Origin of the sequence: Bradyrhizobium sp. 153 (assembly GCF_023073835.1) — a bacterium.
In the GTDB taxonomy this organism is placed as follows: Bacteria; Pseudomonadota; Alphaproteobacteria; order Rhizobiales; family Xanthobacteraceae; genus Bradyrhizobium.
The window spans coordinates 24,049-50,890 of the sequence record NZ_JADPKH010000100.1 but is presented as its reverse complement, the minus strand read 5'-3'; the positions used below and the strand labels follow the sequence as shown (position 1 = coordinate 50,890).

General features: G+C 62.3%; 25 protein-coding genes and 1 pseudogene. 18 read left to right on the top strand and 8 right to left on the bottom strand.

The window, feature by feature from the left end:
• The first annotated feature begins 2 nt into the window (after nucleotides 1-2).
• The 3 genes from IVA91_RS25770 to IVA91_RS25760 are packed head-to-tail and all read left to right on the top strand — an operon-like array spanning nucleotide 3 to nucleotide 3,101.
• Nucleotides 3-800: a crotonase/enoyl-CoA hydratase family protein gene (locus tag IVA91_RS25770; protein WP_247279477.1), complete on the top strand. Its 798-nt coding sequence runs from the start codon at nucleotides 3-5 to the stop codon at nucleotides 798-800.
• Between the two features lie 47 nt (nucleotides 801-847).
• Nucleotides 848-1,996 (top strand): acyl-CoA dehydrogenase family protein, encoded by a 1,149-nt coding sequence (locus IVA91_RS25765; RefSeq protein ID WP_247279476.1) that lies wholly within the window; start codon nucleotides 848-850, stop codon nucleotides 1,994-1,996.
• Between the two features lie 13 nt (nucleotides 1,997-2,009).
• Nucleotides 2,010-3,101 (top strand): acyl-CoA dehydrogenase family protein, encoded by a 1,092-nt coding sequence (locus IVA91_RS25760; protein WP_247459419.1) that lies wholly within the window; start codon nucleotides 2,010-2,012, stop codon nucleotides 3,099-3,101.
• Here the strand turns inward: IVA91_RS25760 and IVA91_RS25755 are convergent.
• The gene (locus tag IVA91_RS25755; protein ID WP_247279474.1) at nucleotides 3,098-3,928 is read right to left on the bottom strand and encodes a helix-turn-helix domain-containing protein; all 831 of its coding nucleotides are present in this window, start codon (nucleotides 3,926-3,928) and stop codon (nucleotides 3,098-3,100) included. The two genes, IVA91_RS25760 and IVA91_RS25755, sit on opposite strands and share 4 nt — an antisense overlap.
• Before the next feature lie 344 nt (nucleotides 3,929-4,272).
• Here IVA91_RS25755 and IVA91_RS25750 point away from each other — a divergent pair, with 344 nt between their 5' ends.
• The 3 genes and pseudogenes from IVA91_RS25750 to IVA91_RS25740 all read left to right on the top strand — a co-directional run.
• On the top strand, nucleotides 4,273-5,478 hold the full coding sequence (locus IVA91_RS25750) for an ABC transporter substrate-binding protein (RefSeq protein WP_247279473.1): 1,206 nt from the start codon (nucleotides 4,273-4,275) through the stop codon (nucleotides 5,476-5,478).
• Nucleotides 5,479-5,569: 91 nt separating this feature from the next.
• On the top strand, nucleotides 5,570-6,760 hold the full coding sequence (locus tag IVA91_RS25745; RefSeq protein ID WP_247279472.1) for a CoA transferase: 1,191 nt from the start codon (nucleotides 5,570-5,572) through the stop codon (nucleotides 6,758-6,760).
• Between the two features lie 188 nt (nucleotides 6,761-6,948).
• Nucleotides 6,949-7,350: pseudogene (locus IVA91_RS25740) on the top strand (Ku protein); the annotation flags it as partial.
• 240 nt (nucleotides 7,351-7,590) lie between these two features.
• On the opposite strand, the gene IVA91_RS25735 reads toward IVA91_RS25740, so the two are convergent.
• Nucleotides 7,591-8,397 (bottom strand): enoyl-CoA hydratase-related protein, encoded by an 807-nt coding sequence (locus tag IVA91_RS25735; RefSeq protein ID WP_247459418.1) that lies wholly within the window; start codon nucleotides 8,395-8,397, stop codon nucleotides 7,591-7,593.
• Between the two features lie 108 nt (nucleotides 8,398-8,505).
• Between IVA91_RS25735 and IVA91_RS25730 the strand changes: the two genes are divergently transcribed.
• The 12 genes from IVA91_RS25730 (at nucleotide 8,506) to IVA91_RS25675 (ending at nucleotide 20,018) form a co-directional block, all read left to right on the top strand.
• Entirely contained in the window at nucleotides 8,506-9,285 is a 780-nt protein-coding gene (locus tag IVA91_RS25730) for an IclR family transcriptional regulator C-terminal domain-containing protein (protein ID WP_247279471.1), read from the top strand.
• A gap of 117 nt (nucleotides 9,286-9,402) precedes the next feature.
• Nucleotides 9,403-10,170: a dienelactone hydrolase family protein gene (locus tag IVA91_RS25725; RefSeq protein ID WP_247279470.1), complete on the top strand. Its 768-nt coding sequence runs from the start codon at nucleotides 9,403-9,405 to the stop codon at nucleotides 10,168-10,170.
• Nucleotides 10,171-10,254: 84 nt separating this feature from the next.
• Nucleotides 10,255-11,415 (top strand): ABC transporter substrate-binding protein, encoded by a 1,161-nt coding sequence (locus tag IVA91_RS25720; RefSeq protein WP_247279469.1) that lies wholly within the window; start codon nucleotides 10,255-10,257, stop codon nucleotides 11,413-11,415.
• Between the two features lie 70 nt (nucleotides 11,416-11,485).
• Nucleotides 11,486-12,328, top strand: coding sequence for a branched-chain amino acid ABC transporter permease (locus tag IVA91_RS25715; protein ID WP_249809565.1), 843 nt, complete (start codon nucleotides 11,486-11,488; stop codon nucleotides 12,326-12,328).
• A gap of 1 nt (nucleotide 12,329) precedes the next feature.
• Nucleotides 12,330-13,364 carry a branched-chain amino acid ABC transporter permease gene (locus tag IVA91_RS25710; protein WP_247279467.1) on the top strand — a complete coding sequence of 345 codons (1,035 nt, stop codon included), beginning with the start codon at nucleotides 12,330-12,332 and terminating at the stop codon, nucleotides 13,362-13,364.
• Nucleotides 13,345-14,130 carry an ABC transporter ATP-binding protein gene (locus IVA91_RS25705; protein ID WP_247279466.1) on the top strand — a complete coding sequence of 262 codons (786 nt, stop codon included), beginning with the start codon at nucleotides 13,345-13,347 and terminating at the stop codon, nucleotides 14,128-14,130. The genes IVA91_RS25710 and IVA91_RS25705 overlap by 20 nt, the downstream gene beginning before the upstream one ends.
• Nucleotides 14,120-14,833, top strand: coding sequence for an ABC transporter ATP-binding protein (locus tag IVA91_RS25700; RefSeq protein WP_247279465.1), 714 nt, complete (start codon nucleotides 14,120-14,122; stop codon nucleotides 14,831-14,833). The genes IVA91_RS25705 and IVA91_RS25700 overlap by 11 nt, the downstream gene beginning before the upstream one ends.
• Before the next feature lie 36 nt (nucleotides 14,834-14,869).
• A complete protein-coding gene (locus tag IVA91_RS25695; protein WP_247279464.1) occupies nucleotides 14,870-16,093 on the top strand; it encodes a CoA transferase in 1,224 nt (407 codons plus the stop codon).
• A 13-nt stretch (nucleotides 16,094-16,106) separates the two neighbouring features.
• Complete coding sequence (locus tag IVA91_RS25690; protein ID WP_247279463.1) at nucleotides 16,107-17,177, top strand: acyl-CoA dehydrogenase family protein; 1,071 nt, start codon at nucleotides 16,107-16,109, stop codon at nucleotides 17,175-17,177.
• An 11-nt stretch (nucleotides 17,178-17,188) separates the two neighbouring features.
• Complete coding sequence (locus IVA91_RS25685) at nucleotides 17,189-18,346, top strand: acyl-CoA dehydrogenase family protein (RefSeq protein WP_247279462.1); 1,158 nt, start codon at nucleotides 17,189-17,191, stop codon at nucleotides 18,344-18,346.
• Between the two features lie 25 nt (nucleotides 18,347-18,371).
• Nucleotides 18,372-19,148, top strand: coding sequence for an enoyl-CoA hydratase/isomerase family protein (locus IVA91_RS25680; RefSeq protein WP_247279461.1), 777 nt, complete (start codon nucleotides 18,372-18,374; stop codon nucleotides 19,146-19,148).
• A 9-nt stretch (nucleotides 19,149-19,157) separates the two neighbouring features.
• Nucleotides 19,158-20,018, top strand: coding sequence for an amidohydrolase family protein (locus tag IVA91_RS25675; RefSeq protein ID WP_247279460.1), 861 nt, complete (start codon nucleotides 19,158-19,160; stop codon nucleotides 20,016-20,018).
• Nucleotides 20,019-20,039: 21 nt separating this feature from the next.
• Here the strand turns inward: IVA91_RS25675 and IVA91_RS25670 are convergent, their stop codons facing one another.
• The 6 genes from IVA91_RS25670 to IVA91_RS25645 form a co-directional block, all read right to left on the bottom strand.
• On the bottom strand, nucleotides 20,040-20,495 hold the full coding sequence (locus IVA91_RS25670; protein ID WP_247279459.1) for a PaaI family thioesterase: 456 nt from the start codon (nucleotides 20,493-20,495) through the stop codon (nucleotides 20,040-20,042).
• Nucleotides 20,496-20,600: 105 nt separating this feature from the next.
• Nucleotides 20,601-21,770 carry an NADH:flavin oxidoreductase/NADH oxidase gene (locus tag IVA91_RS25665; protein ID WP_247279458.1) on the bottom strand — a complete coding sequence of 390 codons (1,170 nt, stop codon included), beginning with the start codon at nucleotides 21,768-21,770 and terminating at the stop codon, nucleotides 20,601-20,603.
• A 179-nt stretch (nucleotides 21,771-21,949) separates the two neighbouring features.
• Complete coding sequence (locus tag IVA91_RS25660; protein WP_247279457.1) at nucleotides 21,950-23,161, bottom strand: ABC transporter substrate-binding protein; 1,212 nt, start codon at nucleotides 23,159-23,161, stop codon at nucleotides 21,950-21,952.
• A gap of 75 nt (nucleotides 23,162-23,236) precedes the next feature.
• Entirely contained in the window at nucleotides 23,237-24,409 is a 1,173-nt protein-coding gene (locus IVA91_RS25655; RefSeq protein WP_247279456.1) for an NADH:flavin oxidoreductase/NADH oxidase, read from the bottom strand.
• 52 nt (nucleotides 24,410-24,461) lie between these two features.
• Nucleotides 24,462-25,673, bottom strand: a complete 1,212-nt coding sequence (locus tag IVA91_RS25650; RefSeq protein WP_247279455.1) for a CoA transferase — start codon at nucleotides 25,671-25,673, stop codon at nucleotides 24,462-24,464.
• A gap of 16 nt (nucleotides 25,674-25,689) precedes the next feature.
• Nucleotides 25,690-26,535 carry an amidohydrolase family protein gene (locus tag IVA91_RS25645; RefSeq protein ID WP_247279454.1) on the bottom strand — a complete coding sequence of 282 codons (846 nt, stop codon included), beginning with the start codon at nucleotides 26,533-26,535 and terminating at the stop codon, nucleotides 25,690-25,692.
• Nucleotides 26,536-26,842: the final 307 nt, after the last annotated feature.

Here is a 26,842-nt window from a genome sequence, read left to right as displayed (position 1 = left end):
ACATGTCGGACAGTGTAACTTACGAGCAGGATGGCGGGGTCGTCATACTCACGCTCAACGAGCCGGAGACGCGCAACGCGCTGTCGCCGTCCATCGTCGATGCGCTGGTCGGCCATTGCCAGCGCATCAATCAGGACATGTCGGTCAGCTGCGTGATCGTCACGGGGGCGGGAGAAAGCTTCTCGTCGGGTGGCAACGTCAAGGAAATGCGTGATCGTACAGGTCTGTTCGGCGGCATTCCCGCCGAAATCCGGCGCGGATATCACCACGGAATCCAGAAGATCCCGATGGCGATGTATGACCTCGAGGTCCCCGCGATAGCTGCCGTTAACGGCTTTGCCATCGGCGCCGGCTGCGACCTGTCGCTGATGTGCGACATCCGCATCGCGGCGGACGATGCACAGTTTGCCGAGAGCTTCATGCGCGTCGGTCTGGTGTCTGGCGACGGGGGTGCCTGGTTCCTGCCGCGCGTGGTCGGCCTCTCCCGCGCCTATGAGATGACGTTCACGGGCAACTTCATCAAGGCGGAGCAGGCGCTCTCCTGGGGGCTGGCGTCTCATGTCGTGCCGAAGGCCGAACTGATGGATGCCGCCCGCAAAATGGCACGGCAGATCGCGTCGAACCCGCCGCACTCGATCCGCATGTGCAAGAAGCTGGTGCGCGATTCCGGGGCGATTGATCTCGGCACCCATCTGGAGATGGCGGCCAGCATGCAGGCCCTGGTGCAGTATACAGCCGATCAGCACGAGGCGGTGACGGCGTTCCTGGAAAAGCGCAAGCCGGTGTTCCGGGGCGCTTGATGGCTGGAGTTCAGCTGAACGACAATATTCGATTGATGGAGGCTTGATTGCGCGCATTCCGGTTCGAATCCCTGACGTTGCCGCCCGAGGCCGACGAGATGAGGCGGAAGGTCCGCACCTTCCTGCAGGAGGAGCGTGACAATGGTGGTTACGCGGCCCACCGGACGTCTTGGTCGACATTCGATCCGGAATTCAGCAAACGCGCCGCCAAGGCCGGTTTCATCGGCATGACCTGGCCGAAGCGGTATGGTGGCGGCGAGTACTCCAACCTGCAGCGCTTCGTCGTAACCGAGGAGATGCTGGCGGCCGGCGCACCGGGCGGCGCGCATTGGATCGCGGATCGGCAGTCCGGCCCGCAGATCCTCAAGCACGGCAGCGAGCGGGCTCGGCAGCTGATCCTGCCAAAGATTGCCGCGGGCGAGTGCTATTTCGGTATCGGCATGAGCGAGCCCGACTCCGGCTCCGACCTTGCGGCGGCCCGCACCAAGGCGGACAAGGTCGAAGGTGGCTGGGTGATCAACGGCACCAAGATCTGGACCTCCAACGCGCATCGCGTGCATTACCTGATCGTGCTCGCCCGCACCGAGCCGCCCAACGAGAACCGTCATGCCGGTCTGTCCCAGTTCATCGTGAATACGGGCTCGGAGGGCATTGAGATCAGGCCGATCATGAACGTGTCGGGCGGCCACGAGTTCAACGAGGTGTTCTTCAAGAGCTGCTTCGTTCCCGATGACATGATGATCGGAAAGCCGGGGGAAGGCTGGACCCGCGTGACGGGCGAACTGGCGTTCGAGCGCGCCGGCCCGGATCGCTTCATGTCCGACATCAGGCTGCTGGTCGAACTCGTCGACAAGGTCGGGCGGGAGCCGAATGAGCGACAGGCGGTCGAGATCGGCCGGCTCGCATCGCACTTCGCCACGCTGCGTCGGATGTCGTCGTCGATCGCCGGGCTCCTGGAGCGTGGCGAGAGCCCGGAGACGGAGGCCGCCCTCGTCAAGGACGTCGGCACGGCGTTCGAACGGGAGGTTCCGGAAATGGTGCGGAAGCTGCTGCCGATCGAGGCAAGTCTCGATGACGACGACGAGTATTCACAGGCGATGGCGCATGTGTTGCTGCACGCGCCGTCGTTCACCATTCGGGGCGGCACGCCGGAAATCCTGCGCGGGATGATTGCCCGCGGTCTCGGCCTGCGCTGACGAGGAGGACGCCATGGAAGACATGTCCGCAATCGTGCTCGAGCAGGCCGACCGCCTGTTCGCACAACACATCGACAAGAAGGTCCTGTCGGCGGCCGACTCCGGTCAATGGCCAGATGCGCTTTGGCGTGCGGTAGAAGATGCCGGCCTGCCGCTGGCGCTGGTGACCGAAATGAAAGGCGGGGCGGGGCTGGCCGCGGACGTTGCGGCAAACCTGATCCGCAGATCGGCATTTCATTCCGTCCCGCTACCGCTGGCGGAGACCATGATAGCCAACGCGCTCTGGACCGACGCCGGCGGCGAGGTTATCGCAGGAGCGGTGACGCTTGCGCCGGTCAATCCGCAGGATCGCGTCGCGCTCGCATCAAGCGCCACGGGCGCGACTCTGCAAGGTGTGGCCCGGCATGTCGCCTGGGGCAAACAGGCAGCGACGGCGCTCGTCTTCGCACGCGACGCGAATGGCAAGGCCTTCCTCTGTCGCGTACCGACCGATAAAGCGCGTTCGAACAAGTTGCGGCGGAACGTCGCCTATGAGCCACGCGAAGATGTCGACTTCAGCGGTGTGCAACTCGCCACGAGCGATATCCTGCCGGCGCCCTCCTGTCTCGGCCCGGATAGCCTGATGCCGTTTGGCGCTGCCATCCGTGTCCAGCAGATGATCGGCGGGATGGAGCGGTGCATGGATTATGCGCTGTCCTACGCCAATGAGCGTGTCCAGTTTGGCCGCCCGATCGCGAAATTCCAGGCGATCCAGCACATGCTGGCGATTGCGGCAGGCCACTTTGCCGCCGCATCGGCGGCAGGCGATGCGCTGACGGAATCGCCGAGGCTGGGCGATGACGCGCTGGCTGTGGCGATCGCAAAATCCCGCTGCGGCGAATCCGCCGGGCAGGTCGCGGCCCTTTGCCATCAGGTCCATGGCGCGATGGGGTTCACCCAGGAGCATCCGCTGCATTACGCCACCCGCCGTCTGTGGTCGTGGCGCGACGAATGGGGGGCTGAACCCTGGTGGCAGGAAAAAATCGGCCGGATGATTTGCGCGCAGGGCGGCGAGGGCCTGTGGCCGCTGCTCGTCGACGGGCCGGCAGCTGCCGGTGCGCTCTAGCTCGAGGATATAGGGCGGAGATAGCGCTGCACGACATCGTTGAGCAGGGCCACGATCTCCGTCTGCCGCCGCGTGATATCCTGAAGAGGACCCGACACCGCGACAGCAAGCGCCCGGTTCCAGCCATCGATACTCGCGGGAAGCGGCACGGCAATCGATCCGGCGCCAGGGGTGACGAGACCCGCCGAGAAGAAGAAGCCTTCATGGCGCGTGCGCTCGACGTTCTCGAGCACCCGGTTGATGTCGATGCGCGGTATGTCGAGCGCGGCTTCCGCGTTGGTGCGCGTGCAGAGGCTGCGGATCTCCTTGTCGCTGCTGGCGCTCAGCAGCGCAAACCCGGTGGCCGACCAGACCACGAGGCGCCTGGACCCTGGCGGAACATGAAAGCGCATGGTCGCTCGCGCCTGCAAAACGTGGATATATTGCGCATAGATCCCGCTCCGGGCGGCGATGATGACGGTATCGCCAGTCTTTTGGGACAGCTCTTCGAGCATCCGTATCAGGCTGCCGTTTCTGACAGGCCCCTTGTCGAGCCAGGTTCCGAGCAAGGTGACGCGCGGCGAGGGCAGGAAGCTGCGGCTTTCCTGCAGATAGTCCATGTAGCCGAGCTCGACGAGGCAGTTGAGCAGGATCGAGGTCGACGATTGCGGAAATTCCAGCCGCTCGGCTACTTCTGCAACGCGCGCGTCGCGCTGGATCTCGTCGAAAAATTCGAGAATTCGCAGCACACGTCCCGCCGACTTGACCGATCCGGTCGCCGGAGGCCCGTAGCTCGTAGCTTCCGTGATGTGGCTATCCGCCAACGCTTTCTTTCTTGTCCTAGGCATGTCTAACCCATCGAAATCCGGTCGCGGCGCTATACCAGGGCTTAATTAATGCCCTCCTGAAGGTTCGGTCCAGTCATTAGCGGGGGACCTGTCCATTGCGACGGTCCGAAACAAACGGCGACGCTTCACAAGGGGAAATGTCACGATGCGCCTCACAAACGGAGTGGTTGCAAGTGGCGCATAAGCGTCTGACATCTCCGGTACATCTCAAAGGGCAAAACGCGAGTATAAGCTCCCTGGCCGATGTCGAGATTACTGCGGCTTAGGACAATCAAGAACAAACGACCCAAGGCCGAGCGGCGCAACAACTCGCAGCCATGGTCTTGGCAGGAGGAAATCTAGAAATGCAGAGAAGACAATTCGGGCTTGGCGCCGTCGCTCTATTCACAAGTTTCTGTGCCGCTTCGGCTGCAATCGCCGGAAGCTACGATACGGGTGCGACGGACACGACAATCAAGCTCGGCCAGACAATGCCGTATTCGGGGCCGGCCTCCGCCTATTCCGCGATCGGCCGCGCCGAGATCGCCTATTTCAAGATGCTCAACGACAAGGGCGGCATCAACGGCCGAAAGATCGAGCTGCTCAGCATGGACGACGGCTATTCGCCGTCGAAGACTGTCGAGCAGGTTCGGCGCCTTACCGAGAGCGACGAGGTGCTGGCGATGTTCTCGATGCTCGGCACCGGCCCGAACATCGCGGCGCAGAAATATCTCAACGCCAAGAAGATCCCGCAGCTGTTCCCGTCGAGCGGCGCCAGCCGCTGGAATGATCCGCAGCATTTCCCCTGGACCACCGGCTCGCAGCCGACCTACCGGACCGAGGGCCGAATCTACGCCAAATGGATTCTGGCCAACAAGCCCGACGCCAAGATCGCAGTCATCACGCCGAACGAGGATCCCGGCCGCGACTACCTCGCCGGCTTCAAGGAAGGTCTCGGCGAGCACGTCAACCAGATCGTCTCGGAAGCGGTGTACGAGACGACGGACCCGACCGTCGATTCCCAGATCGTCAAGTTCAAGGCCGCCGGCGCCGACGTTGTTTTCAACGAATGCACGCCGAAATTCGCGGCGCAGGCGATCAAGAAGATCGCCGAACTCGGCTGGAAGCCGCAGATCATCCTTCCTGCCGTCTCCAATTCCGTCGGCTCCGTGCTGGTACCGGCCGGGCTCGAAAATTCCGTCGGCATCGTCACCGGCGCCTTCCAGAAGGATCCCGGCGATCCGCGCTGGGAGAATGACGCCGGTATGAAGGCCTGGCGCGAATGGATGAAGACCTACAATTCCGGAGCGGATCCTGCCGACATCTTCAACGTCACCGGCTACACCATGGCACAGATCATGGAGCTGGTGCTGCAGCGCGCCGGCAACGATCTGACGCGCGCCAATCTGATGAAGCAGACGCAGTCGTTCAATGATGTCGAGCTGCCGATGCTGCTGCCCGGCATCAAGCTCAACACCTCGGCCCAGCAGGTGACGCCGATCCGTCAGTTGCAGATGGCGCGCTTCAACGGCAAGTCCTGGGAGCTATTCGGCGACGTGATCGGCGAATAGCGTCGACGCAATACAATGGGCGGGCAGGGCGGCAGCCTAGCCTGCTCGAACTTGCCCCCGCAACCGTTCCTCCAACGACAGTGAAGAGACGATGGCACCAACCGGCCCTCTCAGCGGTATCCGCGTTCTCGATCTGACGAGCGTGCTGTTCGGTCCCTATGCTGCGCAGATGCTCGGCGACTGGGGCGCCGATGTCATCAAGGTCGAACCGCCTGGAGGCGACACCTGGCGCTACACCGGGGTGTTTCGAAACCGCGGCATGAGCGGCCAGTTCATGGCGGTCAACCGCAACAAGCGCAGCCTCGCGCTCGATCTGAAGCATCCCGAAGGCAAGGCCGCGCTGGCGAAGCTGATCCCGACCGTCGACGCGCTCGTTACCAATGTGCGGCCAGCCGCGATGGCGCGACTTGGGTTCGGGTATGGTGATTGCGCAAAACTTAATCCACGGCTGATCTACGCCGCGGCGACGGGCTTCGGCCAGGACGGCCCGTGGGCAGCGCGCCCCGCGTTCGACGAGATCATTCAGGCCGCCTCCGGCCTAGCATCCTCGATCGGATCGGACGAGGAGCCGGAATTCGTACCGAGCCTGATCGGGGACAAGATCTGTGCGATGGCGATGGCTGGCGCCGTCTCTGCCGCCTTGTTCCGGCGCGAACGCAGCGGGCAGGGCCAGATGGTCGAGGTGCCGATGCTGGAGACCATCGCCGGCTTCAACAGCATCGAGATGCTGGGCGGCCATGCCTTCGATCCGCCGATCGGGCCGACCGGCTACAAGCGGATGAAGAACCGGCGCCCGGTCCGGACGAAGGACGGCTGGCTGACGATGCTGCCCTACTCCGGGGACAATTGGTGCGCTTTCTTCGAGGCTGTCGGCCGCCCTGAATTGAGCGACGAACTCGGCGTGCGCGATCCCGTGCTGCGCTCCCAGAACATCGACAAGATCTACGACCGCATGAGCGAGATCGGCCCGACCCGCACCACCGCGGAGTGGGAGGAATTGCTGCTGCGGCTGGACGTGCCGCACGCCGCCTTTGCCCGCATCACCGAGATCGGCGAGCAGCCGCATCTCGCGGCCGTCGGACTGTTCGCCGATATCGACCACCCCACCGAAGGACGTATCCGGCAGGCGCGCCCGGCCACGAAGTTCTCGGAAAGTCCGGCCGGCATCCATCGCATGGCGCCGCGCCTCGGCGAACATTCGCGCGAGGTGTTGCGCGAAGCGGGCCTGAGCGAAGCTGAAATCCAGGCGGCCATCGACGGCAAGGCCGTCACTGTCGCATAGCCATCCAGATCGGCTCAAGCGTGTCCGCTGGACTTGGGTTTCCGTCGTGTCCTGCCTGACGATGGTTGGCCCATTGCGAATGACTCGGAGACTTGCCGACTGCTGTCCGAGTATGACGACACAGCAGTGTCCATACTAGCATCGCACTAGCAAAACACGTGATTGACCAACCAGCCCGCTGCGCTTCGTTGCCTCAGAACCGATGCGAGCATCTCAGGGAGCAAAGTGAAGCGGAGTTACACGTATACTTGGCGACATCGGAGAGCGAGAAGTTCGCGTTGAACCAGCTCAACGGGCCACTGGGCACCGCATCAAGTACCTTAAAGTTGACGTGATACCGGCGATGAGGGTGCCCAACGAGGATATCGTAACGAGGAAATCGTAAAGCGATACCAGTTCGAGACCAATTCATTGAGGTGACCAAGGAGGAACTCGACGAGATCGCGCTGGAATCCACGCGGGCCATCGAGATGAGTTCGTTGGCAGGCGGATACCGACCCTCGCTACCTGATCCGACCTATTAACTGCGGCCCGACGGGAAGGTAGGCCATGACGCTTTCCTAGTAATTCGCGAGACCATTCGGGAAATGCGACTTGGGGCCTGCTGCTACTTCCACTCCCGCCCACGAGATTGGCGTTAGCAACGAATGGTGTCGAGGCCGATGTTGAGCGGAGCATCACCACGTAAGGCAGCAGCTTTCTTGCGCTCCTTGCCGGTCACGGCTGATCACAATATTGCCCCCGCCGAGCCGAGCCCGGCCGCCTCGATGATCGGGGGCAGGCGCTCAGCACGGACCTCACACCAATTTAAGATGACCACGAGCTCGCGTTTACTTGCCGGTGAAGCGCGGCGCGCGCTTTTCGACGAAATGGGCAACGCCTTCCTTGAAGTCTTCGGTTCCCCGGCAGATCGCGACTTCCCTGTTCGCTAGCTGCGTTGCTTCGGCGAGCGTTTGCCGAGGGGCTGCCGCGAGTTGCTGCTTGATGATGCGCATGGATCGGGGCGAGCAGAGATTGGCGAAATCCGACGCGGTCTGCTGAACCGTCTCGCGAAAAGTGTCTGCGGGCAACATTCGGACGAGGCCAAGCCGCTCGGCTTCCGCCGCCTCGACGACGCGCCCCGAAAGAAGAAGGTCCGCGGCATTCATCGGCCCGATGAGCTGACGTAACATCCAGGCGCTGCCGTGTTCTGCGATGAGGCCGCGCCGGGCGAAAGATGTCGTCAGCTTTGCACCCGCGGCCATGAAGCGCAAATCGCAATACAACGCGATGCAAAGACCAACACCTGCGATGGCGCCATTGATGCCCGCAATGATCGGCTTGGGGACGGCGAGCAGGTAGCTGTATCGCTGCGCCAGATCATCGTCACTTTCCGCGGGGACCACCGGGGGGGCGGCGCTCGTGTTTCCCGACGATGCGTCGGAGAGGCGTCCCATGTCGGCGCCGGCGCAGAAGCCCCGGCCCGCGCCGGTGATCACGATCGCGCGCACGCCGACGTCCTCGGACGCGATCGTCATCAGGCGGCGCAGCTCGCTCTCCATGACCGACGTCCAGGCGTTCATCTTGTCCGGCCGGTCGAACGTGATCGTCGCAACACGATCGGACACTTCGAACTTCATCTGTTCGGCGGAAACCATTGGCGACCTCTGTTGGCGAGCGCCTTGTAGCAAACACGAGGATTCCGCGAAATAACTTTCGTCCACGGGAAAACTTTTCTATCTATGTGAAAAAGAAAGCGAGGAAATATGTCCAAAGAGGTCATCAAGACGGCCAAGCGGCTGTTCGAAATACTGGAATATTTCGATGAAGTGCAGCGACCGTTGAGTCTCAAGGAGGTCGCGTTGCGCTTCGGCTATCCCGTCTCCAGCGCGTCCGCGGTCCTCAAGAGCATGGTGGTGCTCGGCTATGTCGATTTCGACCGCTATTCGCGGACCTACATGCCGACGATGCGGATCGTTCAGCTCGGACACTGGGTGCAGGGCGCGCTTTTCGGCGAGCGTGGAATTTCGGCGCTGGTCAACCACCTCAACAAGGAAACGGAAGAGACCGTCAGCATCGCAACGCAGAGTGACCTGTACATGCAATATATCCATGTTCAGCCATCACCGCGCACGATCCAGTTTTCGATCAGACCAGGGACGATCCGGCCCCTCGCGCGCTCGGGCCTTGGATGGATGCTATTGAGCGCCCGTTCGGATGATGTGGTCGAGAAGCTCGTGCGCCGCATCAACTTCGAAGAAGAGGACCGAAAGAAGAAGGTCGACCTGAAGGAGCTGATGCAAAAACTCCGTAAGATCCGCAAAGATGGCTACGTCATCTCCCTTCATACCGTTACAGCCGGTGCTGGAGTGATTGGCATGTTGCTCCCGGAGCGGCGTCATGGTCGCATCCTGGCGATTGGCGTCGGGGGCCCGGTTGAACGGCTGGTTTCCAAGCGAACGCAGATCCTCAGATCGTTGCGCGAAGGCATCGACAAATTCGTCTCAAGGGAGGACCTCACACCTGCGACGAAAGCCCGCGACTAAGCAGTTCATTTTCACATATCTGTAAATATCAACGCATATCTGTAATGCTCTAGCTTTCAGCATCGGCTCGGCACATTGTCCTCCCACTCCACGCCCCGAATGCGCGGAGATACTAAGATGGTCAATAAGGGTGGGATCGTGCAGGAGAAGGTCGTCGATCTGAAAACCAGGGATGGGGTGATGAACACGTATGTGTTTCATCCTGACCGTCCAGGACCGTTCCCTGTCGTCATCTTCTATATGGACTCGGTCGGTGTCCGCGAGGAGCTGTCAGACATGTGTCGGCGTCTCGCGACGGTCGGCTACTACGTCATCATGCCGAACATGTATTACCGCATGGTCCGCTGCGTTGATCTCGACGCCAATCGCCTGTGGGACCCGGCTTGCGTGGACAAGCTGGAGCTGATGTGGAAGCTCAACCGCCATCTCACCAACACGATGGTGATGGAAGACACTCAGGTCATGTTCGACTTCCTCGCCAATGAGGAGGCTGCGCGACAGGGCAAGACGGGATGCGTTGGCTATTGCATGAGCGGCCGCTACGTCTATCGCGCGATGGGCGTGTTTCCGGATCGCATGGCCGCAGGCGCGTCTGTCTATGGTGCTCGGCTCGTCACCGACCAACCAGATTCCGCACATCTCGTCACGGACAAGATCAAGGGCGAGATCTACTTTGCCCTCGCCGAACACGATCACTACGCACCGCCCGAGATGCTGGAGCAGGTGTCGCAGGCAATTAAGACGGCCGGTATTAACGGACGGTTGGAATACTATCCAGAAGCCGAGCACGGTTTCGCGTTTCCAAGCCGGCGCCTCTACCACAAGGCCAGCACCGAGCGACATTGGGAGCGCCTGTTCGATCTCTTTCAGCGCAATCTGAATTGAGTTCGAACATCTGAGCCGACCTGCATTCAAGGAACCCGCCGGGGCGTCGCAGCGCGTCCGGCAGAAAATCATAAGGGAAGAACGATGAAGCTTGCGGATCGTATAAAGGTCATGTTTTCGGCAGGGGCCGTCGTGGCCACCACTTTGCAGCTCGCTTACGCGCCCAGCGCGATGGCTGCGGACCCGGTAAAGATCGGCCTTGCGCTGCCGCTGAGCGGCGCGGCAGCGACTTACGGACAAGAGCTGCAGCGCGGCGCCGAATATGCAGCGGACCTCATCAATCAACGCGGCGGCATTCTCAGTGGCCGGAAGCTCGAGCTGGTTTTCGAAGACGAAAAAGGCACTCCGCAGGGCGGAGTCGCAGCGGTCCAGAAGCTGATGTCCGTCGGGCGCGTGAAGGCGATTACCGGTGGGACCAATAGCTCGGTCGTGCTCGCGGAATCTTCCGTGACGAAGAAGCGGATCCTGCAGGTGAACGCGGGCGCACAGGCCGATGCCATCACCGATCAGGGCAGCCCCTGGCTATTTCAAATCAACAATACCGTCTCGCTGAATTCGGAGGCGTTTAACGCCTATATCGTCAAGACGTTGAAGCCGAAGACGGTCGCCTACATGGGCGAGAATTCCGAGTTCAACAAAACTGTTCTCGAGAAGCTCAGAGAGAGCCTCAAGTCGGCTGGCATTGAGCTGGTCAGTACATCAACCTACGACGCGGAGACGAACGACTTCACGTCGATCCTCACCAAGATCAAGGCAAGCAATCCGGACATGATTTACGTCGCCGACGCCTATCCGGCGCGCGCTGCTCAGCTCTGGAAGCAGGTGCGCCAAATCGGTGGCTTCAAGACTGAGGTGATGTCGCCAGGCGTTGTGACGCCGGGCATGATCAAACCCTCAGAAGGCGCCATGAATGGCGTTATCACGGGTGAGATTTTCATGGCGTCCGATCCGGGGCCGGACGGGAAAGAATTCGTCGAGAATTACCAGAAGAAGTTCAACAGTGTCCCGGGCAAAGGCGAACTGGTGATCTTCGAAGCGATCAACCTGATTGCGTCCGCGATGGACAAGGCCGGCACCGATAGCGACTACGACAAGATCTCCAAGGTCATTCGCGAAGGCGCCTGGCAGAGCCCGCGTGGCCTGCTGAAGTTCGACGAAAAGGGCAGGGCGCGCGCGCCGTACTTCTACATTCAGCGGGTCGAGAACGGGGCTGTCGTTCAGCTCGAGCGCGTCAGCTCGAACTGAAGATCGACCGCAGATCAAAGTAGAAGGTACGTCGCCTTTGGAACTTCTGGCTCAAACCCTGGTCAACGGATTGGTGCTGGGCGCCGGCTATGCCGTCATCGCCGTCGGCCTGACGCTGATCTTTGGAATCGTGGGCATCGCAAACTTTGCCCATGGCGCGTTCTTCGCCATGGGCGGCTACGCCTGCTATTTGCTGACGTCGCAAGGCCTGAGCTATTTGGCCGCTGTTCCGCTGTCCGTCCTGATAGTCGTGATCATCGGAGCGCTGACCGAATGGATTGTCATCAGGCGAAGCCTCTACGGAGACTCACATCACGGCTCGTTGATCGTGACCTTCGCGCTCGGTCAGGCGGCGGTGGCCGGACTGATCCTGATCTTCGGGCCGGATCCGCTTCCTGTGCCGTCGCCTTTAGGGCAGAGCACGATGCGATTTTTCGGGATCTTCGTCACTTCGCAGCGCGCTTTCATCTTCGTTTTCTCGGTGCTCGTGCTCGGTGCCCTTGGCCTGTGGCTTCGTCTGAGCATCAAGGGTCAGCAGGTCGTCGCGGTTGCCCAGAACGCGCGCGGTGCGCTTTATTCCGGGATTGACGTGCCCTGGATACGCGCGCTTGCCTTTGTGCTCGGGGTCGCCGCGGCGGGTCTTGCCGGTGCCCTGCTGGCGCCGATCACGACGATCTATCCGACCATGGGATATAGCGCCCTGATCGTCGGATTTACTGTCGTGATCCTCGGCGGCATGGGCAGTATTCCCGGCGCGATGCTGGGAGCGCTTCTGATCGGTGTCGCCAACGCGCTGTTCGAAACTTATGTCTCGGTCTCCTGGACGCCCGCGTTGGGCTGGGCGCTTGTCATCGCCACGCTGCTGTTCCGTCCACAGGGACTGCTTGGTCAACTCCAGCAGCATCGGCACTAGTATGGCGACCCAGGACTTCGGCACGATGATCGACAGGAAGCAGCTCGCTGTCTCGGACAGGGAAAGGTCTGCACGCACCGCGCGGGAGGCCTCCTACGTCGCCTGCGCCCTCATTGTCATCGCCGTGTTCGCTTACACCTTCACCGACCCGTTTGTGGTAACTCTGGCAGGCTATACCTGCGCGTTCGCCTTGTTTGCCTTGAGCATCAACATCATCCTCGGCGGTGTCGGCGAAGTCCCGCTTGGCCAATGCTTGTTCTTCGGTGTCGGGGCTTATGGCGCGGCGATCGGAATGGGCAAACTGGGGCTGCCTTTCGAGGTCTCGGTGCTCATCGCGCTCGTCTTGTCCGTAGTGCTGGCCGCGATCATCGGCGTCATTACGCTGCGCCTGACCGGTGCGTATTTCTCGATCGTCTCGTGGGGGCTTACCGGCGTCGCCATGGTAGCGGCGACAAATCTCGAGGAAATTACCGGAGGTCCGCTCGGTCTGTTCGGGTTCCCGCCAATCGAGATCGGTCCACTTCAATTGTCGGATCCGCAAACCTACTTCGCGGTCACGGCCACTATTCTCCTGCTCGCAATCCTTTTTCTCGTAGCCCTGCGCCGGTCTCCCTTCGGCGCCGCGATGGAGAGTGTGCGCCAAAATCCCCATCTCGCCCGCTCGGTGGGCGTCGATGTCGCGCGTGTCCGGCTGAAGGCATTTATGCTGAGCGCGCCGTTCGCTGCGCTGGCCGGCGCTCTGGCTGTTCCCTACAGCCAGATCGTGACACCCGAGGTGTTCAGCGTTGCAAACACTGTGGACGGACTCTTGATGGTACTGCTGGGCGGCGCTCAGCTTGTGGTCGGTCCCGTCATCGGTGCAGCAATGTTCACGTTGATTCCGCAGGCCTTGAACCTCGATCCGAACATAAGGATCCTGGTGTTCTCGTCGATCATCATTCTGATCATGATGTTTGCCCCAGGCGGTCTGCATCAATTGGGTGTCGTCCTGCGGGATCGGTTCGGAGGGAAGACAGATGACGATCGCAGTCGCTGAGCGTCCGGCCGTCTCGGCCCGGGATATCGTCAAGCGGTATGGAGGCGTGACGGCCTTGAACGGCGTCAGCCTCGACGTTCAGGAAGGCGAGATTTTCGGCATCATCGGTCCGAATGGCGCGGGCAAGTCGACGTTGTTCGACATCCTCTGCGGTATCACAGCCCCGACAAGCGGATCGATCCGCATCATGGGCAGCGAGATCGCGGGGATGCCGCCGCACCACATCGCGCGCTCGGGTGTCGCCCGAACCTTCCAAAGGACAGCGGTGTTCGCCGAAAGCACGGTGCTCGAAAATCTCCTGTTCGGGCGCCATGCAAGCTTTCACCACGGGGTGCTGGGACGGATCGTCGGTAGCAAGTCGTATGCGGAAGATCAGCGGGCTTTCGAGGCCGGCGTCGAGGAGGTGCTCGCGCTGATCGGCCTCGACGGCGAGCGGCACCGCAAGGCCGGCGTGCTGGCCTATGGTGTGCAGCGCCGGCTCGCCGTCGGCATCGCCTTGATGTCCGATCCCAAGATCATGTTCCTCGACGAGCCCGCAGCCGGCATGAACGGCCGCGAGACTGCCGATTTCATCGCGCTGATCCGTGCGATAGCCCCGGGGCGGACGATCCTGATCGTCGAGCACGACATGGCCGTCATCCGGCAGCTTTGCGGCCGCGCGCTCGTCGTCGTCGACGGCACGCCGGTCGTGGTAGACGCGCCACATCACGTTCTCAATCATCCGGAGGTCGTGACCGCATATTTGGGGGCTGACGATGACGAGTGACGGCACGCTGCTGACCGTCAAGGACGTCTCGGCAGCTTACGGCAAGGTCGTTGCCCTCCGCGGAGTCTCGCTCTCGGTCAATCGCGGCGAGATCGTCGCCATCCTCGGCGCCAACGGCGCCGGCAAGACCACGCTCCTGAATGCCATCTCCGGCGTTCTGCCGATCACCGCGGGCCGCATCGAATTCGCCGAACAGCGCATCGATGGGCGCAAACCCTGGACGCTCAGCCGCGCGGGCATCAGCCACGTCCCCGAGGGACGCGAGATATTTCCGTCGATGACTGTCGAAGCGAACCTGAAGATCGTCGACGCGTTCGGCAGTGGCCCCGTGTTCTCGGTCGAAGACGTGCTGAACATGTTTCCGCGCCTGCGCGAACGTTTCCGGCAGGCGGCCGGAAATCTCAGCGGCGGTGAGCAGCAGATGCTGGCGATCGGCCGCGGCTTGATGGCGCGTCCGCGGCTCATCCTGTTCGACGAACCGTCACTCGGTCTGTCGCCGTTCTTCTCCAAATTCGTGCTCGGCGCGATTGGAGCGCTGCGGGCCAAAGGCCTCTCGGCGCTTCTGGTCGAGCAGAACATGCGCGCGGCGCTCAAGATTGCCGACCGCGCCTATGTCCTCAGAGTGGGCTCGATCGTGCGCGAAGGAACGGCCGGCGAAATCGCCGATGCCCCTGATATCCAGGAAGCCTATCTCGGCGCTTAGCGCAATCAGTTCGTTGCAGGGATTTGAGACAGACACATGCAAGGTCGACGCAATCTTCCACTCGATGGCCTCACGGTCATCGATCTCGGGCAGGTTTATCAGGGGCCGTACGCGACCTACCTGATGGCCAAGGCCGGCGCCAAGGTGATCAAGGTCGAACCGCTGGCCGGTGAGCCGGTGCGTCAGCGCGACAGCGTCAGCCGCGGCTCGGGCGCGCCGTTCGCGATGCTCAACGGCCACAAGAAGTGCATCACCCTCGATCTGAAATCCGCGAAAGGCAAGGAGATCCTCAAGCGTCTGGTCAAGGACGCCGACGTCCTCCTGGAAAACTACGCACCGGGTGTGATGGATCGTCTGGGCATCGGCTGGTCCGTGCTGCACGAGCTCAATCCCCGATTGGTCTACGCATCGGGATCCGGTTACGGACTGTCGGGTCCGGATAAGGACAATCTGGCCATGGACGTGACGGTTCAGGCCGTGTCAGGCTTGATGAGCGTCACCGGCTTTCCAGATAGTCCGCCCGTCAAGGCCGGCCCGGCCCTGGTCGACTTCATGAGTGGAATTCACCTCTATGCCGGGGTGGTGACGGCGTTGTACGAGCGGCAGATCACGGGCGTCGGCCGGCTGGTGGAAGTGGCGATGCAGGAGGCCGTGTTTCCCGCGCTCGCCTCGAACCTGGCGTACATGTACGACATCGGCAGGGCACCGCCGCGCACCGGCAATAGACACGGGGGGCTCTCCGCGGCGCCTTACAACGTCTATCCGGCAAGCGACGGCTACATCGCGATCATTGCGACCAACGACAAGCATTGGGGCAATCTGCTGCAAGCGATCGGACGGACTGAACTCGCGGACGATCCGCGATTCCGCGACAAGGTCGCGCGCGTTCGCAACATGGACGAAACCGACCAGTTGATCGCGGACTGGAGCTCGAAGATCACCCGCGAGGAGGCCTGCGCGGCCCTGGCGAAATTCAAGGTTCCGTCCGCGCCGGTCCGCGACCTCGAAGAGGTCTGCAATGACCGGCATATGCATGCGCGCGGGATGCTGGAATGGCTCGAGCATCCGCAATTCGGACGGATCGTGATTCCGGACAGCCCGATCCGCATCCACGGTGCCGACAGGCTGCCGGCCGCGATCTCCTCCAGATTGGGTGCGAACACCGACGAGGTACTGTCGTCTATGCTCGACATGTCGGAATCCGAAATCGCCGTGCTCCGAACCGAGGGCGTAATCGGCCCGCACCCTTCATCCACCTAACGAGAGAATGACGATGTCAGCTTCGGAAACCCTCGTCGTCGAAACTGCCGCGCGTGTCCTTGCGGATTTGGCCGATCCGCAGACCATTGTCCAAAGCCGCGACGATGCCTGGAAGGTACCGCTCTGGTCGTCGCTTCAGGAGATCGGGCTGGACCTTGCCTGGGCTTCCGAGACCGCTGGCGGGGCAGGGGCGTCGCTTGACGATGGCTTCGGCATCATTCGCGAGGCCGGCCGCGCGGCATTGGGAGTGCCACTCGCGGAAACGCTTCTCGCCGGGTGGCTGCTGGATCGTGCGGGTCTGACCGCGCCGGGCGGCCCGATGACGGTGGCGCCGGTGCGGCCGAAGGATCATCTCACGCTCGACAAGGCCGGCCGCGTCAACGGCCGGGCCCGCATGGTGCCCTTTGCAAGCGATGTCGAGCATCTCGTCGTTCTGGCCACCGGAGACGACGGGCCGTCAGTGGCTCTGGTCCGAACGGCCGATTGCAAGCTGAAGCCCGGCAAAAGCCTGGCGGGCGATGCGCGCGACACCGTGGAGTTCGCGAACGTGCTGCCGGTTCATCGTGCGCGCCTGAAGGAATCGGGAGCGCGCGAGAAGGACGTCCTCCTGCTGATGGGCGCAGCTGTGCGAGCGCAGCAGATTGCAGGCTCTCTGGACAGGATCCTCGAACTCTCCGTTCTTTACTCGCAGCAGCGTGTGGCGTTCGAGAAGCCGATCTCGAAATTCCAGGCGATCCAGCACAGCCTCGCGCGGCTCGGTGGAGAAGTTGCTGCGGCAGCGTCCGCTGCGGCGTCAGCGGCTGATACCATCGTCAATACCAGCTTCGATGACGACGCCGCATTGCTGGAGATCGCAGCGGCCAAGATCCGTTGCAGCGAGGCTGCGGAGGTCGGGACAGGCATTGCCCATCAAGTGCACGGCGCGATCGGCTTCACTGACGAGCATATCCTGCACCGGTTCACGCTCCGTCTGCTGTCGTGGCGGGATGAGTTTGGCGACGAAACGTTCTGGAGTCTCAAGCTCGGCGAGCTCATTGCAGCCAGAGGTCCCCGGAAACTCTGGCCCCTGCTGGCCTCTCGCTGAAAGGAGCCGCGATGTCCCTCATTCATTTCGATGCCATGCGCCTGCCGGCTCATTGCCAGGAACTGCGCAAGGAGGTCCGGGCGTTTCTGGAAAGCGAGATCGCTGCCGGCACGTTCGATCCGGACAGGCCGGAGGTCGGCGACAAGAACGCGGACGAGTTCTCGCGCCGCGTCGGCGCGAAAGGCTGGATCGGCATGACGTGGCCGAAGAAATATGGCGGTCAGGAGCGCAGCTTCCTCGAGCGCTATGTCGTCACCGAGGAGATGCGCATCGCCAATGCGCCCGTGCGGCGCTTCTTCGTCGCGGACCGGCAGAGCGGCCCGACCCTCATTCGATACGCCCATGAAAAGATCAAGCAGGACGTCCTTCCCCGCATCATCCGCGGCGAGCTGTTCTTCTGCATCGGCATGAGCGAGCCCAACTCCGGCTCGGACCTGTTCGCGGCAAGCACGAAGGCGACCAAGACGGACGGCGGCTGGCTGATCAACGGAACGAAGGTTTGGACGAGCAGCGCGCACATTGCGGACTACATGATCGGCCTGTTCCGGACCTCGGGTTCGACTAAGGAGAACCGGCGGCACGGCCTGACGTCGTTCCTGGTCGACATGAAGACGCCGGGCATCACCTGCCGGCCGATCGGGCAGATGAGCGGCCAGCGCGACTTCAACGAGGTCGTGTTCCAGGACGCTTTCATCCCGGACGATCACGTCATCGGCGAGGTCGACGGTGCCTGGAAGCAGGCAACCAGCGAGCTGGCCTATGAGCGCTCCGGCCCTGAACGGTTTCTCGAAACCTACGACGCGCTGCTTGCTCTCACTCACGCGGCGGGCGCGAAACCGGACGTGCGCGTGACCGTCGGCATCGGTCGGTTGGTCGCGCAGTTGCACACGCTGCGCCGCATGTCGGTCTCGGTGGCTGGGATGCTCGAAGCAGGCCGTGAACCGGTTGTGGAGGCCGCGATCGTCAAGGACCTCGGCACGGTGTGGGAGCAGGGCCTGCCGCACCGGGTTCGCGAGCTCGCCTCGTTGCTCGACCTCGAGGACGACGAGGAGGACACCTTCCGCAACAAGCTCGACTTCGAGCTCAAGATCGCACCGAAGCTGACAATCCAGGGCGGCACCACGGAAGTCCTGCGCGGCATCATCGCGCGCGGATTCGGACTTCGCTGATCAAGAAAAGGGAATCTGACACCACATGAGCACTGATATCGCGGTTACCACGCAGGGCCACGTCGCAATGATCGAGATCCAGCGGCCGCCGCTGAACTATTTCGATCTTCAGCTCATCCGCGACATCGCCGATGCGCTCGAAAAGATCGATGCAAACAGCGAGATCCGGTCCGTCGTTCTTGCCGCGCAGGGCAAGGCGTTCTGTGCCGGCGCGGATTTCAATACGCCGGCCCGGGACGCGCCGGCCAGTGGCGACCAGCGAGACGGCGGCCACCTCTATATCGAGGCCGTCCGCATCTTCCGGAACAGGAAGCCGATCGTCGCAGCGGTGCAGGGCGCCGCGATCGGTGGCGGCTTTGGCCTCGCGATGTCGGCGGATTTCCGTGTGACCTGCCCCGAGGCCCGGTTTGCCGCGAACTTCACGCGCCTTGGCTTCCATCCGGGCTTCGGACTGACCGTCACCCTGCCGGAAGCCATCGGCAAGTCGAACGCCGAGCTGATGTTCTACACCAGCCGGCGCGTCACCGGTGAACAGGCGCTGGCGATGGGATTGGCCAGCGTGCTGGTTCCTCAGGACCAGGTTCGCGCGGCCGCCATGTCGCTCGCGCAGGAGATTGCCGAATGCTCGCCGCTCGGCCTGCTGTCCACCCGTGCGACGATGCGTGCCGGACTGGCGGACCGCGTCAAGAAGGCGACGGACCATGAACTCGCCGAGCAGAACCGTCTGCGCGTGACGGACGATTTCCGTGAAGGCGTCAAATCCACGGCGGAGCGCCGATCCGCCAATTTCACCGGCAAGTGAGGGGGCAAAATGATCGAGAAGCTCGAAAAATTGCCGGATGGCAGCGCTGATTGCCACGTCCACATCTATGGGCCGTTTGATCGTTTCCCGGTCGACTATTCCGGCAAATTTGCTCCGAAGCAGGAATTCCCGGTCGAGATGCTATTCGAAGTCTGGAAGTCGATCGGCATTTCGCGCGGCGTGATCGTCCATGCAGGCAATGCCGGCTCGGATAATGAGGTGACGTTCGAGGCGTTGAAGCGTTTTCCGGACAAGCTGCGTGCAGTCGCTATCCTCAATCAGGACGTGACCGACAAGCGGTTGGACGAGTTGACCGATGCCGGCTTCAAGGGCGTGCGCATCAATCTCCTGTATCAGGACGGCAAGCCTGTGTTGTCGGGCGGCGGCATGAATCTGGACGACCTGAAGGCCTTGGCGCCGCGCATCGCCGAGCGTGGCTGGCACGCGCAGCTCTGGATCGAGACCGGCGATCTGCAGCAGCTTGCGCCGGAGATCGAAAAGCTCCCGCTCGACTTCGTCATCGACCACCAGGGCCGCACCATGGCAGACAAAACTGTCAGTTACAGCGGCTACCAGTGGTTCTGCGACCGCGGCCTCAAGAGCGGCCGCTATTGGTGCAAGCTGTCTGGCGCGGACCGCAACACGCGCATTGGCAGCCCGTACAAGGACACCGAGGACTTCATGAAGGCGCTGGTTGCCGCCAACCCGGACCGGCTGGTCTGGGGCAGCGACTGGCCGCATGTCGGGCACGCAGAAGACGCCGTCCCGAAGGAGTCCGTGCTGATGGATCTGTTCAGGCGTTGCGTGCCTGACGAAGCCGTCCGCAAAAAGATCCTGATCGACAATCCGACCCGGCTCTACGGCTTCTGATCGCCGAGAGCTGCAAAAAGATCACGCCGGGCTGGGCCCGGCGGAATTCCTGGGCCGTAGAGCCACCGTCGAACTCGCAGTTGCGATAAGCACGTCGTTGGCGTCCCGCAGCTCGGCCTCCATGAAGCCGATGCTGCGGCCCTGCCGAACGACCTTGCCATGGGTGCGGTACAGGCCGGGATGCGCCGGAAGCAGGAATGCGACCTTGATCTCCAGGCTCGCGACCGTGATCAGGTATTCACCGCGCAGCAAGCTGGCGGTCGCCATGGCCGCATCGAGCCAGCCCGTGACGATTCCACCTTGCACGATGCCACCCTTGGGATGGCCTTCAGTGGAATGACAATGCCGCGGCTCGGCATGCCATTCGATCACGACGCGATCGCGTGTCTGATCGTAGGCGACAGCGCCGACGCCGAGCAACTCCCAAGCCGCTGGCCGTCGGGCCTCGGTCTGCTTGATCAAATCTTGGTACGACATGTCTGGTGATGGCTCGCATTGCTGGATGTTCACGAGGCGAGCCGCAGCACGCTCCGCAAACAATCAGCACAGGCAATGTCGCTGCGCAACCACCCCCGGCGGTTATCAGCTATCCGCCGCGATGCCTTTCTGCCATGTGGAGGGATTTCCGCCAAAGCCGCGGCGGGCCCGCTTTTCGAGCCAGTAACCCATTTGCGGCGGGACCGCGCTGAAAGTCGGGTCGACGCCGAGTTTCTGCGCCGCATCCATCGCCCAGTTCGGGTTGTGGATGAACTCGCGGCCGACGGCGACGAGGTCGGCCTTCTTGTCCTGAAGGATCGCTTCGGCCTGGTCGCCGTGAATGATGAGACCGACTGCCATGGTCATGATATCGGCTTCGCGGCGGATATAGTCCGCGAACTGGACCTGATAGCCGTACTCGTTGAGGCGGAAGAAGTTGGGGACCTTGCTGTTGAGCCCGCCGGTGCTGCAGTCGATGACATCGACGCCCTTCGTCTTGAGGATGCGCACTAGCCTGGCGTTCTCCGTCGGACCCCAGCCGGCCTCGTCCTCTATCGACAGGCGGACGAACAACGGCTTCGACGCCGGCCAGTTGGCGCGCACGGACTCGGCGACCTCGATGGCAAACCTCATGCGGTTGGCTTCGCTGCCGCCATAATCGTCCGTGCGCTGGTTCGCTTCCGGCGAGAGGAACGAATGGATCAGATAACCATGGGCGGCGTGCAGCTCGACGACGTCGAAGCCGGCCCGATCGGCGCGCGCGGCCGCCTTGCCCCAGGCGTCGATCGCATCGGGAATTTCGCTGCGCTCCAGCGCGCGGGGCGTGAAATAGCCGTTGCCGAACGCAAGCGCGCTCGGACCGATCAGGTCCCAGCCGTCAACGTCATCGACGTCAGCAAGGTCCTGGGCGGAGAGGGTGCCATCTCCCTCCCAGGGCCGCCGGGCCTTTCCTTTCCGGCCGGTATGACCGAGCTGGATGCCGGCTGTGGCGCCGTTCGACTTGATGAAGCTCGCGATGTCACGGAGCGGAGCGATGAACTTGTCGTCCCAGATGCCGAGGTCTCCGACCGTTCCGCAGCCGCGGCGCTCGACCTTGGTCGACTCCACGATCACCATGCCGGCGCCGCCTGCGGCGAACTTGCCCGCGTTGGCGATATGCCAGGCGGTCGGAAAGCCGCGCTCCGCAACGTATTGCAGCATCGGCGGGACCACGATCCGGTTCTTGAATGCGACGTCCCGAATGCGTAGCGGCGAGAACAGCAGCGTTTCGTTCATCCCGGACTCCCTTGTTTGTTGCGGGGAAGATTAGGGGGCCGGTGTTCGCGTGCCAATGCGTGTCACTGACGGCGCAGCATTTCCATGGATGTGAAAAGGGACGCACGTTGACGACATCCGCGGCAGCGCCAGGCGGCAGCACTGCGTCCGCCGCCCGGCTTTCTCACAATACCTGGCGATCACGACTTCTTCATCAGCGAACACTTGCTTTGTTCGCGCGGAATGTTGGCGTCTTCGGCCGGGACGGTTGCGACGACGTCATAGAAATCCCACGGCGTCTTGGACTGCTCCACCGTCTTTGCCCGCAGCAGATAGTAGTCGTGGATGTGCATGCCGTCTTCGCGCACATAGCCCGTCTCCGAGAAGAAGTCGTTCACGGGCATTGAGCGGAATTTTGCTAGTACCGCAGCGGTGTCGAGCGTGCCGGCCGCCTGGACGGCCTTCAGGTAGTGCATGGTCGCCGAGTACATGCCGGCCTGAACCATGGTCGGCATGCGGCCGAGCTTGTCGAAGAACCGCTTCCCGAACGCGCGCGAGGCATCGTTGCGATCCCAGTAGAAGGCTTCCGACGTGTACAGACCCTGCATGTTCTTCAGGCCGACCGACTTGGCGTCGGTGATCTGAAACAGCAGCGCTGCAACTTTCATCTTGCTCTTGAGACCGAGCAAGCCGAATTCGTGAGCCTGCATCAGCGAGTTGGAGGTATCACCGCTGGCATTGGCGAGCGCCAGCACATTGGCGCCGGAGCTCTGGGCCTGCAGCAGGAAGGAGGAGAAGTCGCTGGTGTTGAAGGGGTGGCGCACCGAGCCGACGACCTTGCCGCCGTTCGCTTTGACCACAGCCGAAGCATCCGTTTCGAACGCATGACCGAAGGCATAATCGGCCGTCAGGAAGAACCATTCGTTACCGCCTTGGTTCATCAAAGCCTTCGCTGTGCTGCGCGCCAGCGTGTTGGTATTGTATGTCCACTGGAAAGTGTTGGGAGAGCATTTTTCGTTGGTGATCGTCGAAGCGCCCGCCGACGACACAATCATCATCTTGTTCTTGTCGCGGACGAGGTCCGCCAGGGCCAGCGCGACCGCGGAGTTGCCGATATCGAGAATGACGTCGACGTTTTCGGTATCGATCCATCGCCTGGCGATGCCCGAAGCAATATCCGTCTTGTTCTGGTGATCGGCGAAAGTGAGCTCGATCGGCTGTCCCAGCAGCTTGCCGCCGAAATCGGCGATCGCCATTTTGGCGACTTCGACCGCCGCAGGCCCGGCGGCATCCGCATACTGCCCCGACTGATCGTTGAGCACGCCGAGCTTGACCGGCTTCGATGCAGGCGCCTGCGCGTGAGCCGAAGCAAGGCTCAGGAAAACCATCGATGCTGCCAGCGCACTTTTCATTTCTTCACTCCCTTTGGAAATGTCTGTTTCTTGAACTTCGATTGATTTCGCGACGAGATCCGCGCGAGCGAGGTCTTATTCGGCCGCCTCGCGGTATCGCTCCACCCCGTCCAGGCTTTCGCCATTTGCTCGAAGGGCGCCGCCCCATTTCGCCAGCCACCAGCCATATTGCTCGGGCCATTTTTCGAAATTGCCGGTCAACCCGAAATGCTCTGCGGCGTGGAGAGCCCAGAACGGATCGTAGAGCATCTGGCGGGCGAGGAAGATGAGATCGGCCCGCCCGTCCTGCAGGACTTTCTCGGCGAAGTCAGGGGTCCGGATCATGCCGACGGCGCCGGTCGCAATGTCGGCGTCACAGCGAATGCGTTCGGCAAAGGGTACCTGGTAGCCGGGACCGCGGCCGAGATTGGCATTGGTCGATCCGGCGCGCAGATTGCCGCCCGTCGAACAGTCGACCAGATCGACGCCCAGCTTTTTCAATTCGCGGGAGAAGACAACGCTGTCCTCGATCTCCCAACCGCCGTCGATCCAGTCTGTCGCGGATATGCGCACGAACAACGGCGTGGATGAAGGAAGCGCAGCCCTTACGGCGCGCGTCACTTCGAGCGGAAAACGCATCCGGTTTTCGAGCTTGCCACCATATTCATCGTTGCGGAAATTGGCGAGCGGCGACAGGAACGATTGCAGCAGGTAGCCGTGCGCCATATGAAGTTCGATGACGTCGAAACCCGCGAGCACGGCGCGCCGCGCGGTCGCGACGAAGGCATCGCGCACGCCCTCGAGACCTTGCTTGCTGAGAGGAATAGGGGTCTGAAAACCATCGGAGAACGCGACATCCGACGGGCCCGTGGGCACCCAGGTTTCCTCGCCCATCTCGATATCGCGGTCGGTCAGATGGCTGTTGCCCCGGAACGCGCGCTGCTGGCTGGATTTGCGTCCGCCGTGATTGATCTGGATCGCGGCTTTTGAGCCTCCGGATTTGATGACATGAACGATCTGGCGCATGCCGTCGATCTGGCCGTCTTCCCATAATCCGGGATCGCCGTTGGTGATGCGCCCCTTCCGGGTGACCGATGTCTGCTCTACGAAGACGAGACCGGCGCCGCCTTGGGCGAACTTGCCGTAGTGAACCAGATGGAACGGCGTGACGTAACCGTTCACGGCCGAATACATCCCCATCGGCGAGACGACGATGCGGTTGCTCAGCTCGACGCCACGGAATGCGATGCTTTCAAACAGCTTGACCATTGTGATCTCCCCCTGAATTTCGCGGACCGAGACATTCGCCCCTCGATGTTCGTCATGCTTGTGCGATGGCGCCGGCGCGGCGGAGCGCATCGATCTCGCCGTCGGACAGGCCGAGATATTGCGACAGCACTTCGCCATTGTGCTGACCGAGACGCGCGGACGGGATGTAGTCCGGCGCCGCTGTATCATGCAGCACCAGCGGACTGCGATGAACGAGGATGTCGCCGTATTCGGGATGGGCGATCTCGCGCAGCATGCCGCGGGCGTGGAGATGCTTGTCTTCGGTCACCTCGCGCAGGTCGCGAACCGCGGCGCAAGGAACCCGGTTGGCGCGGCAGAGCTCGGTGATCTCGTCGCGCGTGAGCTGCGAGGACCAGTCGGACACCATCTGGTCGGTCAGGTCGATGTGCTTCAAACGGTCAAGCACCGTCTTGAAGCGCACGTCGTCGGCCAGTTCCGGCCGCCCCATCGCGCGCGTCAGTCCAGTCCAATGGGATTCGTTGACGCTGATGATGGCGACGTGGCCGTCGGATGCGGGGTAGACATTATAAGGCGCCTCGGCCAGTCCGCCGTGACGGTTGCCCGTGCGGGGAGCCGCCGCCTTGCGATTGAAGACATCGGCCAGATTCGAGGCCATTGCCGGATAGACGGTCTCGACCATCGCGATCTCGACCAGCCGGCCGCGGCCGCTCTTCTCACGGTCGTAGAGCGCGGTGAGGATGCCCGCGTAAAGATGTACGCCGCTGATGAAGTCGGTGATAGCCGGGCCGGCCTTGACCGGCGGACCATCGGAAAAGCCCGTCACGCTCATGATACCCGACACGGCCTGCACCGTCAGGTCCATCGCCAGATTGTCGCGGCTCGGACCCGACAGGCCGTAGCCGGTCGCCGAGCCGTAGATCAGCCGCGGATTGATCGCGCTGAGCTCGGCATAGCCGATGCCCAATCGATCGAGCACGCCCGGCGCGTAGTTCTCAATCAGCACATCGGCCTTCGCCGCGAGCTCCTTCAGGACCCTGACTCCATCAGGCGACTTCAGGTTCAGGCTGATGTTGCGCTTGTTGGCGTTCAGCATCGCGAAGGGGACGGCGTTGCCCTTGCTGATGCGGGCGCGATGACGCACCGGCTCGCCGTTCGGCGGCTCGACCTTGATCACGGTCGCACCGGCCTGCGCCATCAGGAAGCCGGCATACGGACCCTGATACACCTGGCCGAGATCGATGACGATCACGCCGTCGAGCGGCAATGTTTTGTTATTGTCCAAAGTGTCCCCGGTCCTGTCAGAAATTGTAGAGCCGCGCCGGATTGGCGATCAGGATCTTTCGGCGGGTGGCCTCATCAGGTACGCATTCGTGCAACAGACGAAGCAGGTCCTGGAGGTCGGGCATCGTCTCGGCGCTGTGGCCGACATGGGGCCAATCGCTGCCCCACACGACCTGGTCGGGCCCCGCCCGAACGATGGCGCGCATGAAGGGCGCCGTGTCCGCATAGGGACGGCCGATGCGCGTGTTGCGGTCGGCACCGGATATCTTGGTCCAGTAACGCCCGGTCTTCAGCCGGTCGGTGAAGGCCCGGAAATCCGGGTGCTCGTGGCCCTTGTCAGCCATCGTCCGTGACATGTGGTCGATCACGTAGTCGAGTGGCAGCTTCTCGAGTTCGGCCGCGGCGGCGGCCAGATCCGAGCTCTCGATCCAGAGCTGGGCGTGCCAGCCGCGCTCCGCGATGCGAGGGGCGAGCTTGACCAGATCGTCGTAGCTGGTGCCGAGCGTCGAGACTGGCTTGCCGTCCTGCCGGATCATGGTCACGCGCACCGCCTTGAAGCCGGCGTCGGTGAGTTCATCGAGCCGCCGATCCGAGACGTCAGGCCGCAGGATCGCGACGGCGCGAAGCCTGTCGGGGTAGCGACGCAGCGCGTCGTAAGTGACGGCGTTGTCGTCTCCCGATCCGACCGCATGGACAATGACACCACGCGTGATGCCGAGCTTGTCCCAGATGACAAAGGCGTCTTCGATGGTGAACGGCTTCGCGGCGGTAAATCGTCCCTCGTCTCCCTGCGGAAAGCGATCGAAGGGGCCGTAGATGTGAAAATGACAATCGCAGCTGCCTTCAGGCAATCTGTAGTCCATGCAAGCAAATCCCTGTTCGGTCCTAATGTTGCCGCTGCTGCGCGCCGTGGCCCGGTCAGCGTCACCGACGTGAATGCGACGGTCGACATTCGAGGAGAATCGTCGGAGGAGGTTCAACTTGGCGACGGGACGCCCGCGCAGCGGCCAGTCGACATCAGTCGATCGCAGCATTCCATTCCCGGCTCCATGACGTCTCCCTGCAGCACGCCCACCGGTGTGTGTGACGTTTGTTTTTTGAGCGGCTATGACGCCGGGCCTCGTCGACCAGGAAGAACACTAGGAGCGGCGCGGCTCAGAGTCCATAAAT

Bases quoted from the DNA above. Each gene is read 5' to 3' on its own strand.
- IVA91_RS25685 (WP_247279462.1), top strand. From the start codon at position 17,189: ATGTCCCTCATTCATTTCGATGCCATGCGCCTGCCGGCTCATTGCCAG.
- IVA91_RS25660 (WP_247279457.1), bottom strand. From the start codon at position 23,161: ATGAAAAGTGCGCTGGCAGCATCGATGGTTTTCCTGAGCCTTGCTTCG.
- IVA91_RS25680 (WP_247279461.1), top strand. From the start codon at position 18,372: ATGAGCACTGATATCGCGGTTACCACGCAGGGCCACGTCGCAATGATC.
- IVA91_RS25770 (WP_247279477.1), top strand. From the start codon at position 3: ATGTCGGACAGTGTAACTTACGAGCAGGATGGCGGGGTCGTCATACTC.
- IVA91_RS25750 (WP_247279473.1), top strand. From the start codon at position 4,273: ATGCAGAGAAGACAATTCGGGCTTGGCGCCGTCGCTCTATTCACAAGT.
- IVA91_RS25720 (WP_247279469.1), top strand. From the start codon at position 10,255: ATGAAGCTTGCGGATCGTATAAAGGTCATGTTTTCGGCAGGGGCCGTC.
- IVA91_RS25645 (WP_247279454.1), bottom strand. From the start codon at position 26,535: ATGGACTACAGATTGCCTGAAGGCAGCTGCGATTGTCATTTTCACATC.
- IVA91_RS25730 (WP_247279471.1), top strand. From the start codon at position 8,506: ATGTCCAAAGAGGTCATCAAGACGGCCAAGCGGCTGTTCGAAATACTG.
- IVA91_RS25725 (WP_247279470.1), top strand. From the start codon at position 9,403: ATGGTCAATAAGGGTGGGATCGTGCAGGAGAAGGTCGTCGATCTGAAA.
- IVA91_RS25655 (WP_247279456.1), bottom strand. From the start codon at position 24,409: ATGGTCAAGCTGTTTGAAAGCATCGCATTCCGTGGCGTCGAGCTGAGC.
- IVA91_RS25700 (WP_247279465.1), top strand. From the start codon at position 14,120: ATGACGAGTGACGGCACGCTGCTGACCGTCAAGGACGTCTCGGCAGCT.
- IVA91_RS25705 (WP_247279466.1), top strand. From the start codon at position 13,345: ATGACGATCGCAGTCGCTGAGCGTCCGGCCGTCTCGGCCCGGGATATC.
- IVA91_RS25755 (WP_247279474.1), bottom strand. From the start codon at position 3,928: ATGCCTAGGACAAGAAAGAAAGCGTTGGCGGATAGCCACATCACGGAA.
- IVA91_RS25670 (WP_247279459.1), bottom strand. From the start codon at position 20,495: ATGTCGTACCAAGATTTGATCAAGCAGACCGAGGCCCGACGGCCAGCG.
- IVA91_RS25710 (WP_247279467.1), top strand. From the start codon at position 12,330: ATGGCGACCCAGGACTTCGGCACGATGATCGACAGGAAGCAGCTCGCT.
- IVA91_RS25675 (WP_247279460.1), top strand. From the start codon at position 19,158: ATGATCGAGAAGCTCGAAAAATTGCCGGATGGCAGCGCTGATTGCCAC.
- IVA91_RS25745 (WP_247279472.1), top strand. From the start codon at position 5,570: ATGGCACCAACCGGCCCTCTCAGCGGTATCCGCGTTCTCGATCTGACG.
- IVA91_RS25735 (WP_247459418.1), bottom strand. From the start codon at position 8,397: ATGGTTTCCGCCGAACAGATGAAGTTCGAAGTGTCCGATCGTGTTGCG.
- IVA91_RS25760 (WP_247459419.1), top strand. From the start codon at position 2,010: ATGGAAGACATGTCCGCAATCGTGCTCGAGCAGGCCGACCGCCTGTTC.
- IVA91_RS25695 (WP_247279464.1), top strand. From the start codon at position 14,870: ATGCAAGGTCGACGCAATCTTCCACTCGATGGCCTCACGGTCATCGAT.
- IVA91_RS25665 (WP_247279458.1), bottom strand. From the start codon at position 21,770: ATGAACGAAACGCTGCTGTTCTCGCCGCTACGCATTCGGGACGTCGCA.
- IVA91_RS25690 (WP_247279463.1), top strand. From the start codon at position 16,107: ATGTCAGCTTCGGAAACCCTCGTCGTCGAAACTGCCGCGCGTGTCCTT.